Source organism: Paenibacillus ihumii (assembly GCF_001403875.1).
Taxonomy (GTDB): domain Bacteria; phylum Bacillota; class Bacilli; order Paenibacillales; family Paenibacillaceae; genus Fontibacillus; species Fontibacillus ihumii.
The window spans coordinates 1,455,854-1,469,299 of the sequence record NZ_LN884299.1 but is presented as its reverse complement, the minus strand read 5'-3'; the positions used below and the strand labels follow the sequence as shown (position 1 = coordinate 1,469,299).

General features: G+C 52.8%; 13 protein-coding genes. All 13 read right to left on the bottom strand.

Annotated features, from left to right (window positions below; translation table 11 throughout):
* Positions 1–30: 30 nt before the first annotated feature.
* On the bottom strand, positions 31–921 hold the full coding sequence (locus BN2762_RS14055) for a carbohydrate ABC transporter permease (RefSeq protein WP_055107570.1): 891 nt from the start codon (positions 919–921) through the stop codon (positions 31–33).
* 95 nt (positions 922–1,016) lie between these two features.
* Positions 1,017–2,339 (bottom strand): ABC transporter substrate-binding protein, encoded by a 1,323-nt coding sequence (locus BN2762_RS14050; protein ID WP_055107569.1) that lies wholly within the window; start codon positions 2,337–2,339, stop codon positions 1,017–1,019.
* 28 nt (positions 2,340–2,367) lie between these two features.
* Positions 2,368–3,537: a threonine synthase gene (locus tag BN2762_RS14045; protein WP_055107568.1), complete on the bottom strand. Its 1,170-nt coding sequence runs from the start codon at positions 3,535–3,537 to the stop codon at positions 2,368–2,370.
* Positions 3,538–3,563: 26 nt separating this feature from the next.
* Positions 3,564–4,775, bottom strand: a complete 1,212-nt coding sequence (locus tag BN2762_RS14040) for a M20 family metallopeptidase (RefSeq protein ID WP_055107567.1) — start codon at positions 4,773–4,775, stop codon at positions 3,564–3,566.
* Positions 4,757–5,704: a sugar phosphate isomerase/epimerase family protein gene (locus tag BN2762_RS14035; RefSeq protein ID WP_055107566.1), complete on the bottom strand. Its 948-nt coding sequence runs from the start codon at positions 5,702–5,704 to the stop codon at positions 4,757–4,759. Before BN2762_RS14035 ends, BN2762_RS14040 begins: the two co-directional genes overlap by 19 nt.
* A 47-nt stretch (positions 5,705–5,751) precedes the next feature.
* On the bottom strand, positions 5,752–6,498 hold the full coding sequence (locus BN2762_RS14030; protein ID WP_055107565.1) for a GntR family transcriptional regulator: 747 nt from the start codon (positions 6,496–6,498) through the stop codon (positions 5,752–5,754).
* 377 nt (positions 6,499–6,875) lie between these two features.
* Positions 6,876–7,313, bottom strand: coding sequence for a hypothetical protein (locus tag BN2762_RS14025; protein ID WP_055107564.1), 438 nt, complete (start codon positions 7,311–7,313; stop codon positions 6,876–6,878).
* Positions 7,314–7,441: 128 nt separating this feature from the next.
* On the bottom strand, positions 7,442–8,098 hold the full coding sequence (locus tag BN2762_RS14020) for an MgtC/SapB family protein (protein ID WP_055107563.1): 657 nt from the start codon (positions 8,096–8,098) through the stop codon (positions 7,442–7,444).
* A gap of 255 nt (positions 8,099–8,353) precedes the next feature.
* On the bottom strand, positions 8,354–8,617 hold the full coding sequence (locus BN2762_RS14015; RefSeq protein WP_055110051.1) for a YlbG family protein: 264 nt from the start codon (positions 8,615–8,617) through the stop codon (positions 8,354–8,356).
* Between the two features lie 59 nt (positions 8,618–8,676).
* The gene (locus tag BN2762_RS14010) at positions 8,677–9,117 is read right to left on the bottom strand and encodes a YlbF/YmcA family competence regulator (protein WP_055107562.1); all 441 of its coding nucleotides are present in this window, start codon (positions 9,115–9,117) and stop codon (positions 8,677–8,679) included.
* Positions 9,118–9,249: 132 nt separating this feature from the next.
* Positions 9,250–11,115 (bottom strand): helicase-associated domain-containing protein, encoded by a 1,866-nt coding sequence (locus BN2762_RS14005; protein WP_055107561.1) that lies wholly within the window; start codon positions 11,113–11,115, stop codon positions 9,250–9,252.
* A complete protein-coding gene (locus BN2762_RS14000) occupies positions 11,106–12,842 on the bottom strand; it encodes a DNA repair helicase XPB (protein ID WP_055110049.1) in 1,737 nt (578 codons plus the stop codon). Before BN2762_RS14000 ends, BN2762_RS14005 begins: the two co-directional genes overlap by 10 nt.
* A 178-nt stretch (positions 12,843–13,020) precedes the next feature.
* Entirely contained in the window at positions 13,021–13,443 is a 423-nt protein-coding gene (locus BN2762_RS13995) for a CBS domain-containing protein (RefSeq protein ID WP_055107560.1), read from the bottom strand.
* Positions 13,444–13,446 lie beyond the last annotated feature (3 nt).

Genomic DNA, 13,446 nt, shown 5'->3' with positions numbered 1-13,446 from the left:
TTTTCGCAGCAAATAAAGTGTGTACAATAGCTAGTCTTCTTTTGGCGCAACATACTTGATGAAAAAGAATGCATATACAATCAAAACGCATGCTGTGATGATAGAGGTGGCTGAGGCTTGCCCGATTCTGTACGATTCGAAGGCCTGCTGATAAATCATGACAGGAATCGTCGTTGTAGCTCCGGCAGGGCCGCCGCCAGTCAGAATGTAAATCGTGTCAAAGATGTTAAATGACCACAAGGTACCTACAAGTCCTAAAGCAAACGTGATTTTTCCAAGCGAAGGAAACGTAATCGACCAGAATTGCTGCCATTTATTTGCGCCATCGACATCCGCGGCCTCATACATTTCATGCGAAATGGTTGACAAGCCTGCAAGGATGATGACGGCCATGAAGGGAAACCAGTGCCATGTGTTAATGAAGATAACAATAGGCAGCGACCATGTATTGTCGCCAATAAGATTGATCGGCTTATCTATAATGTGAAGTGCCTGGAGAATATGATTGAAAATACCGTAAGACCCGTTGAAAATCCATTGCCAAAAAATCGCGACGACAATCGTAGGAATAATCCACGGAATGATCATCCAGGTTCTAGCCCAGTTCGTAAACCGCGTAGCTTTATTAAGAAGCAGCCCAATTCCAAATGCGAGCAAAGTCTGCGCCAAACCATTACCAAAAACCCAGACTAAGCTTTTCTTCCAGGCGCCCCAATAGACAGGCGACGTAAGCGTTGCTTTATAATTGTCAAAGCCTACGAATGCGCCCTTGCTGCCGATTAAGCCGGTACTATAGAAACTTTCCTTAATGACGCTGAACAACGGAATAAAAATAGTGATCACAATCCAAATCACGATCGGCGCAACTAGCAAGTACGGCAGCAGCCTGCCGGCTCCTTTCGCTTTGCCTAACGTATCCATACATTCAACCCCTCTCTTTCGAGGTGGTGGAGAACCGGGAATTTATGTAATTCCCGCTCTCCTCCTGATGCCTCTCCTTACCGATTTATTACCGATTATTTCACTGCAGCTTCCATCAGTTCCTGACCCCAGCTAACCGCTTCCTGAGCGGATTTTCCGGCGCTTGTCATCTGCTCCAGTGTTTGGGCGATATAGTTAGGTCCGGCGATCACGCCTACCTTGCTTGCTACGCCATCTGTAAATCCAAACAACGCGCCCTTTTTGGAGGATTCCATCAACACCTCGACTTGCGGCTTGAATTTACTGATGACCGGATCGCTCCAGAAGCTCTCCGCCTGGCTTCCTGTTTCGGTGACAGGCAGGAACAGTCCCGGCTCCGCGTTCACGAATTTCCCGTAGGTTTCCGGCTCAAACAAATACTCGAAAAATTTGGCGACGGCTTCCTTCTTCTTGGCATCGCCTGTCAGCAGCATGATTCCGTTCGGGATATAAATGCTGCTCTCTTCTCCGCCTTCACCAACAGGCATCGGAACTACGCCTAGATCAGAGGCTGGCCTTCCCGACTCCGCTTCGAATGTCGACAGATACTGCCCCTTCTCGATCGCCATCGCGACGGTTCCGGCGTTAAATTGCGCTTGCGGCTCGCCCCATTGATACGTATTGCTGTCCGGTGGAGAGAATTGAAGCAAATCACTGTACATCTGATAAGCAGCTACCGTTTTCTCATTATCAAATGTAATTTCGTTGCTGCCATTCATGATGTGCTTGGCTCCGCCCGACGCTAAAAAGCTGTACAGAACTTGGTCGGTCGCCATCGATTTTGAGGCCGGAAGGGCAATGCCATATTGCTTTCCAGTTGTAAGCTTCTCGGCAACCGCTTTCAGTTCATCCCAAGTTGTAGGCGGGGTTAAGCCTGCTTCATTCAGAATATCGCTCCGGTACCAAAGTACCTGCCCCATGCCGAATACAGGGACGGCCCATGTATGATCCTCATATTGGTATGGTGTAAGAGCCGTCTCAAAGAAGTCGTGCTTCTCATCCAGAGAAGCGATGATGTCATCCATTGGCTGTATGTCTGCTACTTCTTTAATCAGCGTTGTGTAGTCCGGGATCGTGAACAAGAGATCCGGCCCGTTGCCAGATTGAATGGCGGCAGGAAATTTCGAGTAAGCATCCCCCCAGCTTTGGACTTGGGAAATGATTTTAATGTCCGGATTCGCTTGATTGAAGCCGTCGATGATCTCCTTGAATCTCTCCACGCGATTAGGCGGTTCTTCCATGTGCCACAGCACAATTTCAGTTACACCGTCCGCTGCTTTAGGTGCTGCTTCCTCAGGTTTTTCGGAAGAACAAGCAGCTAGAATACTTTGAAGCCCGAAGACAACTAACAGCAATACAACCCATTTTTTATGTCTCATTGCGTCTACTCCCCTTTTTGTTTGTTGTTTATTGCACAGACATGTCTTTAAAGCCATGTCCGGTGACAATCGCAATGACCGTATCCTCATTTCTCAGCACTCCGTCTTGCAGCATGTTCTGAACGGCAGCGACTGCTGTAACCGAGGAGAGCTCTGCCAGTACACCTTCCCGCATAGCGAGCTGCTTACGATAATGAAGCAGCCGATCATCGGGGATCGAAAGAGCGATTCCGCCGGATTCGCGAATGACGGATAAGGTGCGCGATCCGTCAGCCGGGTAGCTAATCAGCGGATCGGCGATGCCCGAAGCTGCAGTAGCAACGGCGCTGCGCCACGGAAGAACTTCCTTGGCCCCGCTCCGGTAAGCTTCGGCAATCGGCGCGCAGCCATCCGCTTGTACACCAACCATTCGCGGAAGTCTGTCCACGAAGCCGGATCGCTTCATTTCTTGGAACCCTTTGTAAATGCCGGACAGAAGCGGCCCCGCTCCAATCGGAACGACAATCCAGTCCGGTACACGCCCCAGCTGGGCAAGCAATTCGTAGGCGACGGTCTTATTCCCTTCAATCGCATACGGATTCAGGTAGGTCGATGTCAGGTTAAAGGCATTCCGGAGCACCGCCTGCTCCATCGCCGTCTCTAAGGCATCACTGAAGCTTCCAGCGATCGGCTGCAGCTCTGCGCCATACTCCTTCATGGCTCCGAGCTTCTCCATCGGTGTGGATGCAGGGACATATACCGTGCACCGGAGGCCGGCACGCGCCGCATAAGCAGCAGCAGCAACACCGGTATTTCCCGTCGAAGCGCACACCACCTCCTGCATGCCGAACTGCATGGCTGCGGTTAAAGCCACCGACAGCGGCCGATCCTTGAAAGCGAGGGTAGGGTTAACAGATTCCAGCTTCAGATACAATCTTGGCAGACCCGCCAAATCCTGAATATTGCGGCTGCGAAGAAGCGGTGTCCCTCCTTCTCCAAGTGTGATCGCCTGAGCCTCCGGCAAAATCGGCAGCAGCGGCCGATAATTCCACATATCCCATCCAGAGCTGGAGATCAATTCAGCAAACGGGTAATCGGCAAAAATACGCTCGTAATCATACCTTATATCCAGGCTTCCGCCGCATTTTCTGCAAGCATATACCGCTTCAACGGGGTGAACCGTGCCGCAGCTCCGGCAGACAGGTTCAAACATGTTCATCCCTCTTTCCCCCTTGTATAGGCAGGCTACCGTGCACAAAGCGCAGCAGCCGTACGAATATAAATCCGGGTTGCCGCATGCAGCTGACGCTCCTCAATATATTCGTCGTCTGAATGGGCTTGCTCGATATTTCCAGGTCCGCAGACTACCGTATGCCTGCAGCATTCCTGCAGCAGTGCCGCATCCGTCCAGAATTGAAGGCCGATTAGCGCATCGGATCGCGAGACGCCTTCTTCCTTGAACTCGTCTTCATATGCGCTTGAGAGCGCAGCTGCCAGCGGGCTGTCTGGCGGTGTCTGCAGCGGACCATGGGGTACGCCATGAAAATTATCCGCAATACGGATCTCGCCTTGAAAATCAGGATGTTCTTCCTTCACAGCAACTAAGGTCGCCTGAAACTCCATGAGCGCGGACTCTGCCGTTTCTCCGGGAATCAGCCGCCGCTCGAATCCGATCCGGCACCGGTTTGGCACCGTCACCGTGCGGGTACCTCCTTCAATCGTGCCAATATTCAGTGAAGGAGAGCCCAGCAGCGGGTGAGATCGTTCCTTTAAGCTGGGAAGGTATCGATCCTGAATATGCTCAATCCATCGGCTTGCGCGATAAATGGCGTTGATCCCCTGCTCAGGAACACTGCCGTGTACGGACCGGCCGGCAAATTCAGCTTCGTACCAGGCAACACCTTTATGGGCTATGCCCGTCCTGAGTCCGGTTGGCTCGCCTACAATCGCATAATCGGCTGTAAAGCCGCTGCGGGAAAGCTGATAAGCGCCGGGACTGTAGGATTCCTCACCAATAGTGCCTGCGAAATATACATCGCCCCGAAGGCAAATACCGCTTCGCTTTATAGCGGCCAGGGCTGAAAGCATGGCAGCCAAGGCCCCCTTCATATCTACGCTTCCCCGGCCATACCACTTACCTTCCTTGTTTAAAGCTTTAAAGGGTGAATGCATACCATACGGTGGTACTGTATCTAAATGGCCGTTCAATACCAATGAAGGCCCCGTTCCGTCCCCGGTCAACCGGGCGATGACATTAGGCCGGCCCGGGAGCACTTCGGTCAGCATGCATTCGATTCCCCGCTCACTTAGCCAATCCCGGATGAAACAGGCGATCTGCTCTTCCTGATCCTGTATGTCGCTGTGGCTTTCTATTGCGATCAGATCCATCAGCAGCTGCTCTGTTTCTCCGGGAGAGGCAGCGGTGAGAACAGAGTCGATTAGCTCTGTTTGCCCCATCCGAATTCCTCAAGATATTCCTTGGCTTCTTCTGCTACCCGGTCAAAGTCCGTCATGCTCACGCCTGAAGGATCGCCTACGCCATATAATCCCCCCGTCTGGAATCCTTCCCACTCGACGGAGTTATAGCCCGTGAATCCTACTTCCTTCAGTGCTTCCGCCATTTCTCTGAAATCTACAAAGCCTGCACCGAACCATACATGCTGAGACTGCATAATATTAGGGAAGCCTACTTCGTCCTTGACATGCGTCACCTTGATCCGGTCACCAAGCTTGCGGATGGCTTCCTTGATCGGCATACGCGGTTTGACCGTGGTGTAGAACGTGCCGACATCTACGCAAGCGTATACATTTGGACGATCAACAAGCTCAAACAATTTCAGCATATCGTCGATATTGTTAATGATTGTTCCTTGAATCAGTTCAATACTGACATCGATTCCTTTCTGCAGACCGTAGTCGGCAACCTCTTGAGTTGCGGTAACCACCTGTCTCCATGCTTCCTTCCGCGTCATCAGGTTATACAGAGGCGGATCGTAATACCCGTCACCGATTAAGGTAACGACGGTTTCAGCACCCATGTCCGCCGCTGCATCGATGGCCTTTTTAAATTTCGCAATCCCTGCTTCGCGGTCAAAATAACGCGGAGTTACAAACGTCGTATGGCAGCCGATCGAGGAGAAGGCCAGACCGGTTTCATCCATGGCCTTGCGTATTTTTTTAACACTATCGTCATAATCCTGCGGTAGGATTTCCTGAATCTTCGGATAAATGACATCAAAGCCTTCATATCCGTATGAAGCGATTTGCCGTATGCACCAGTCCAGCGGCTTGTCTCCCCACGAGTTCCAAGCGGGACCAGCGATTTCCAGTCTGCCCCATGGCATATTCGGCCAGATTTCAAACGACAGTTTCAGATGATTGCTCATAATGTGTGCCTCCTAGATGTGTGTGATTTTTTACAGGAAGTTTCGGGTCATAGATTCATTTCGATTTTGAATTTATATCGGTCTCCCCTGTATAGAGATCTGACAAATTCCAGGGGCTTGTCTGCACCTTCTGTATAGGTGGTTCTTTCAATCAGCATCGCAGGCTCATGCGGACCGATTTCCAATATTCCAGCTTCTTCCGGGTAAACGCTTGCAACTTCGATCGTTTGAATCGCCTTTACCAGCCTGATGCCGCAAACCTCTTCCAGCTTTTGATAAAGAGATACGTTCTCCATATCCATTCCATAAAGCGGCTTAACCTGATCATATCGCAAGTAGGAGCGTTCCAGAGCCATAGGCTCTCCGTCAGCGGTGCGCACCCTCACCAGCTCAAGCACTTCCTCTTGGGGTTCAATCTGCAGCCGGGAAGCGAGCTGTTTGGTTGCGGGAATCACCTTCATCGATACGACCTGCGCCCCGGGGACAATACCGCGATTCTGCATATCCTTGCTGAAGCTCGTTAGGGATGTCAGCGGCTGCTCAATTTTCGGCTGCGATACAAATGTGCCAACACCGCGCTGTCTGTACAGCAGTCCCTCCTGAACCAATTCATTAATCGCTTGGCGGACCGTCAGTCTGTTGATTTCAAATTCTTCTGCTAATTCCCGTTCTGACGGAATTAATTGCTCCGGTTTAAAATGTCCTGTGATGATCTCATTCCGCAAATATTCCTTCACTTGAAAGTAGAGTGGTATCACGCTGTTCTTATCAATAACACTCTTCTTTTCTTTCATGCCATTCTTCACCTCCAAACATCTAGTAATGTAGTTGTCTATACCAGTTGTTAATCAGAATTATAAATAGGCCAGTTTATGCTGTCAATACATTCTCGCAAATAGTTTCTATATTTTTTATATTTCTTCACGCAATATGAGATAAACCTCACAGCATTTCTGCACGTTAGCTTAGAATAGATAGAATTGACCGCATTAAAAAATCACCCGTACGGCTGTGCTTGAGCTCATGTTGTCGACTGACGATAGCTGATACATATAAGCTTTGTTTTCTGTAATGTACGTGATTTGATGCATTAAAAACAAAAAAGCAAACACCTCTTTCGTGTCTGCTTCATTACCTTCTCTAGATTAGAAACGTTCTCCCGTTCTCTAAATTATTTCCGCTTGCGGCTGTTCTTCATCAGTGTCATGCGTCTCGAATGCCTTAGCCAGGAATAATAGGACCTTAGGTCGCGCAGCTCGATCGTCTCGGACATGCGACCAAGGAAAGTGACGATAATCATCCTATGCATAGGTCTTCCGACCAAATCGTATTCTCCTGGTATTTCTGCGAATTCGGCAACCATCACCAAATCATCGTCAACCAGATAAACATCCTCTTCGTTGCGATAATAATGCTTGATCCGCCCCTGCTTGAGACATTCCCAAGCCCAGCCGGCAATTTTTTCAAAGCCTTTGCTAGTCCGATCTATTCTGTCGCGATACCGCATCATGGCATGGTTAGTGATCACGATATCGGAGACTCTTTTATCGCCTAATGTTACATGAAAAGCCTCATAAGTTCCCCACCGCTCCGTAACCTTGTCTCTCATGACGCACCCCTCATGTCTTGTAGTTGATAGGTCTTTATAACTAAGTATATTTACCTATAATGATACATCACTTTCCATTATTCTACAAGGGAGGCCTTGATCTTAGAACCAAAATCTAGCCAAAAAGCTTATTCCGCTTTTATTTTTTTCACTAATTTGTGGCTGCCCAAGGTCAGCAGCAGCCTCTCTAGATCATAGCGGCCTTTGAGCTGCAAAGTCAGGGTTACATCCATATGCTGCTCCTGCCGCTCCATCTCAAAGGACAGCACGGAGATATTCAGCTCGCTGAGCTGCTTCAATATCCGCTCCAGCGCTTCTTCTTCATTCTCAAGCACAAGGACGACATTCTCGATTTTAGGGCTGGTCAGCCGGCTGAGGCGGCCGTGCAATACGATTTGTCCCACGAAAATGATCAGCATTACGCCGATTCCCACAAAGTACATTCCCGCCCCGACCGCCATGCCAATTCCCGCCGTCGCCCATATCCCGGCAGCCGTTGTCAGGCCCTTGACCGTATGCCTCTGCATAAATATCATGCCCGCTCCCAAAAAGCCGACCCCGCTCACGACCCCTGACGCGATTCTGGATGGATCGAGCGACAGGCTGCTCCAGCCGATCTGATCCTGAAAGCCGTATTTGGAAATAATGATCATAAGGGCAGCGCCGACTGCCACAACAAAATGCGTCCGCACCCCCGCTTCCTTCATGCGGCTCTTCCGTTCAAAGCCGATAATCGAGCCGCATATTCCCGCGATCAGCACGCGAAGCAGCATTTCATACTCCATCTGTCCCGCCTCCTGATGATGTTCTGCCTCCAGCCGCTCCAGTCTCAAGCAAGAAAAGCTCTGACAACAATACCCTCGTACAAAAAAACAGAAACAGAGCTTGCTGCAGCTTTGCTGGCGATTTGTCCTGTCATCTGACTCTGCTTGGATAAAAAACAAAGAGCGCCCCCTCAGGGTCGCTCTTTATCTTAACCCGCCGGCACTCTTATATGGCTTACGCCAAACGGGCAATAATTATTCGCGCTCTTATGCAGCTTACAGTCCATAATACTGCGTCTTATCTGGAACTTCCTTCGAATATTCCGTCTTGATTTCATTACGGTAGGATCGTTCAATCTTGCGGACATAAGACAGCTTGCGGATATTTCGCATGATATCCTCTGCACGCTCCGCATTTACATACATGACGACGTAATGCATCCGCCGGGATAAATAATGCACGCTCCCGTATTTCTCCAGATTTCTTGCCGCCTTCAGATCGCTTACCCAAATAATATAGCCTGTACGTTCCGGAAACATGTAATCCCCCCAATTTCGTCGTCCGTTCATCATTGTTCCGGCCAGCAGCCGTCTGGCGGTTACCCGCAGCTGCATTTGCCGCCGCTTCCGCAGCCGCCGGCCTTCGGATTCGGATCATTGCTCGGCACCTTGATCGTATCGGATACGGCATAGGCGATCGTCTCCGACATCTGATGCAGTATGTCGTCCAGCTCTTTCTCCGCTGCCTTGAAGCTGCGCACGGCCTCGAACTGCTCCAATTCCTTCTCTACCTGGGCTACTCTGTCCTTCGCCTCATGGTAATTGGGATGGTAGTGCCCGAATCGCTCCGTCTCCTCAAAAAGCTCCTTCTGAGCAGCAAGCTTTCTGACATAAACCTGAATCTCCGCATCCTCCTCCACCCGTCTCTTCCAGTACAAATATTCGGAAACCGCGGTGGAATTGTTTATCATATCGCCTAATTCATAGGCGTATGTCAAAAGCTGGGCCATATCGACCGTCTTCAGCTCGGTTACGCTCATGAATCTCAACTCGATTCTATATAGATTGGTCTACCACGATAATTATTCAAAAATAAGGTTTTCAGTAGACTCCCCTATAATAACATATTCGCTTTCCGAGCAGAAGAGTTTCCGCATGATTCCTCATCTCCCTCATCCCTTGTGCCCTATGTCCGCTTCGGGAAGAATCAGGCGCATGGTCTCCCAATTCTCCGGCGCCAGCACCGTATCGCTGCCTTCGGGGTGGCCGGGCGAGAACAGCTTGCCCGTGATCTGCCAGCCGCTCCCCTCCCGCAAGCCCTGCTTCTCTTCCAGGCCGACCGGCAAATACTCCAGCATTTCTCCCCCAATCCGCAGAGCGAGCATCGTCTGCCAGCAGATGGCCTGGCTAACGATTTGCCGGGCCGTAGATGGATGGTAGCCTCTTGCCGTCTTCAGCCACATAACCGGAACCTGCTCCAGTCCGGGAAACAGTTCATCCTTCCCAGGCGTAGCGTCGGATAAACGGTAATCGGCCCTGTCTTCCCCGCAAAATATCCAGCCGCGGCGGCCGCGCGCAGCTTCCAGCGCAGGGTGTTTCGCTGCATAACGGCCGTCGGCTGAAGGATGGCTGTCTATGAACATACTATTCACAGGCTCGGAAGCATCCAGCCGAGGGAAGCGTCTTCCTTCCTGCGGCCCGCCGAGCTGCCTCCCCCATTCCTCTATAGCGGTGGCGACATTCGCTGGAACCCCTGAGGGACACTGCTGCAGAAACAGAAGCATCTCCTTCCATGAACCGCCGAGTTGGATGCCTAGAGCGAGGCTATCCCGTGTGATGCGGTAAATAGACATGCGGTCCACAGCAACGCTCTCGGCAAAGGCCTCCAGCTCCCAGCGGACAGTGAAGGGGATCTCCGGGGGGACCATGATTTCGAAATCCGGCTGAACGTAGAAGCCATACCTCGATAAATGCCGGGAATGACCCGAAGAAGCAGCGGGCGCGGCGATTCCTTCCGCCAGCTCTTCCTCCGTCCGGTTCGGCATCTCCAGCCAGCGGAAGGCCCGGATCCCGCCGTCAGCAAGGCCAAGCTCGACCCAGCCGAAGCCGCACATAGCCTCCATCCAGCCCCACAGCCAGCCTAAGTCTGCTTCGTTCAGGTCTGCCCGAAGCAGACGCTCCTGCTGAAGCCATCGAAGGAGCATTTCAAACGAATACCATTTGCCCTCCGCAATGCCAGGCGATGACAAGGCATGGACAAAATGCTGCATTCCGGCCTCGGCCGGAACATACTTCAGCCGAATTCGCCGAAACAGCTCGGCATTCATTCCGCACCAATCCCGCTTGAGCCAGAAGAACAGCTCCGGTACGCTCAACTGCCAGGCCTTGGGAGCCTGGACGATCAGCCCCAAATCCAGCAGCAGATCCAGCACGACTGCTATTGAGGACGGAAGCGGTCCGGCATCGGGATATTTCAGCGACAATCCCGCCACATCCCCGGGCTGAAGCGCTATTTGCCGGCTTAATTTCTCCAGCGCTCTTTGATGAATAGTTCCTTTGGCCGTAACGGGCATACCGCAGCGGGCAATCCAGACCAGACTGCGGAACAAGTCCCAGGCAAGCCCCCGCCTGGCCTCCTTCACGAGCTTGACCTGTCTGCCGTCAATTGGCGTGAGGCGCGGCGTTATCCATAACTCCTGAAGGGCACCAAGCAGCTCTTCGGAAATAAAAAACAGACGCTCGCCCCATGCATTGCAAGCCGTTACCAGATATCCGTGACGCAGCAAAGCCGGAACGGCCGCGCGCAAAGCGGCCGCAGTCCTTCGCCCCTCCGCAGCTTTGGCCAAATGCTCCAGCTTGAAGGACAGCCCCGCAAAGCGGCGGAGGATCAAGCCCAGCGCTGCTTGAGCGGGCTGCGGCAGCTCCCCCAGCATCGACAGGCTGACACCACGTTGGCTGGTGCTTGTCGCTATTGCCTCCTTCTCCTGCAGCGGCCGGAAATAGTTGAAATCGTCTCTTGCATCCGAATTCAAATCCAATTTGAAGGAACCTCCCCTTGGGAAATCACATTCGGGCTTAAGGCGCCGTCACGGAGGATGTTGTACTCATAGCCCTGCTCCACGAGAAATAGCTGACGGCGCAGGGCGAAATGCTGCTCCCTGCTGTCCGCGGAGACCAAGCTGTAGAAATAAGCGATATCCCCCGCAGCCTTCGGGCGCAGTATCCGGCCGAGCCGCTGAGCTTCCTCCTGCCTGGAGCCGAAGCTGCCCGAGATTTGGATGGCGACGGAAGCATCCGGGAGATCCACGGCAAAGTTGGCGACCTTAGAAACGACGAGTACGTTGATCCGCCGCTCGCGGAAAGCCTGGAACAACCGAACCCGCTCCTCCTGCGGGGTGCTTCCGGTTATGAGCGGCGCCCGCAGGATGCTCGCGGCCTGGGCCAGCTGGCGCAAATATTGGCCGATCACGATGATCTGCCTGCCTTCATGCTGACGGAGCAGCCGCTCCAGCCAGGCGATCTTCCCGGGATTCTCCGCGGCGATACGGAACTTGTCTCGCCCCTGGGCGGCCTCGTGCTTCTCTCTCAAGGAAGGGGGCATTGCGACCTGGATTTCATGGCATTCGACCTTGGCGATATGGCCAGCCGCCTCCAGCTCCCGCCAAGGCAGCTCATAGAGCTTCGGCCCGATCAGCGAGAACACGTCCCGCTCGCAGCCGTCCTCCCGGACGAGGGTGGCTGTCAAGCCAAGCCGGCGGGTCGCCTGAATATCCGCCGTAGCCCGGAATACCGGCGCCGGAAGGAGGTGCACCTCGTCGTAAATGATCAGCCCCCAGTCCCTTTCGTTAAACAAGCGCATATGCGGGAAGCCGTCATCTTTTTTGCTGCGGTGGGTCAAAATCTGATACGTAGAAACGGTGACCGGACGGACCTGCTTCCTGTCCCCGGAGTATTCCCCGACCTCATCGGGCGTCAGCGTCGTCTTCTGGCATATTTCCGTGATCCATTGACGCACTGAGGTAACGTTCGAGGTCAGAATAAGTGTCTCGCACTGCAGGCGCTCGAGCGCACCGAGGCCAACTACCGTCTTGCCTGCCCCGCAGGGAAGCACGATAACCCCGCTGCCTCCGCGCCCTGCCTGGGCGATGCCGGCAAAAGCATCGATCCCTTTGGCCTGATAATCCCGCAGTGCAAAAGGCCGTCCATCATCGAGCTTCGTCCTTAAAGCGAGCGGCAAGGTATGCCCGCGATGGTAACCCGCCTCATCGATAACAGGATAACCGAGGCGGGCAGCCTCCTGCTTCAGCAAGCCGCGGAACACGGCCGGAAAACGCAGACGAAGACTCCCGTCCCGCTCCAGCCTGAAGGGCTTCAGAGCAGATTCATTCACAAGCTGCTCCAACAGCTCGGGAGACGAGTCGCCGCGCTGCTCGAGCCAGAGCATGCCTGACTCGTCGTCCGTCCGCACCAATGCCAGGGAGCCGTAGCGCGACATCCAGGTACGGATATCCGACAGCACGCTGCCGGGCACCTCCCACCTTGCCAGGCTGCACAGCATCGCCGCGACATCGTCCGCCGTCCTGCCTGCCGCCGCCGCATTCCATAGGGATAGCGGCGTAATCCGATAGGTATGAAACAGGGCCGGACTCTTGATGAGCTCCGCAAATTGGGCCAGCTGCATTTTGGCTTCTTCGAAATCCGGATGCTCCTTCTCCAGCAGAACCGTAAAATCACGCTGTATGATGCACGCTCCTGTCCCGTTCATCCTGTAATCCTCCTTCCTGAATGCTGCGCCCTTCCCGGGCAGGCGCTCCTTCGAAAATGGGAGTATGGAAAAGAAGAAGCCCGCAAGCATTGCGAACTTCTTCTCTTGGGCTGTCTCTTATGCAAGGCTGCTCGTCCTGTGAATCATTCACGAACGAACAGCCCAGACAGAATCGGAATTAGTGGACTTGATGGGAAATATCGCTCAGCGCATCGCCGGCTTCGTCCGCAAAATTGTTGCGTACAGCCAGATCGCCGATCGATACAACGCCGATCAGACGTTCTCCCTCGGTTACCGGCAGGCGGCGAATTTGCTGGTCAGCCATCATATCCGCTGCATCGTCAACAGGGGTGTCCGGCGAAGCAGCACGAATTCCCTTCGTCATTACAGCCTCTACAGCCGTCGAGCCGGGGTGCTTCTCGGCAATTCCGCGAATAACGAGATCCCGGTCAGTAATGACGCCGATCAGGCGATCTCCGTCTTCGACGACGGGCATGAAGCCCGTGTCATGATCCTTCATTTTTACCGCAACCTCATAAATATTGTCTTTAGGCGATACGGTAACCACTTGATCTGTCATGATATCCTTTACTTTTCTCATTAT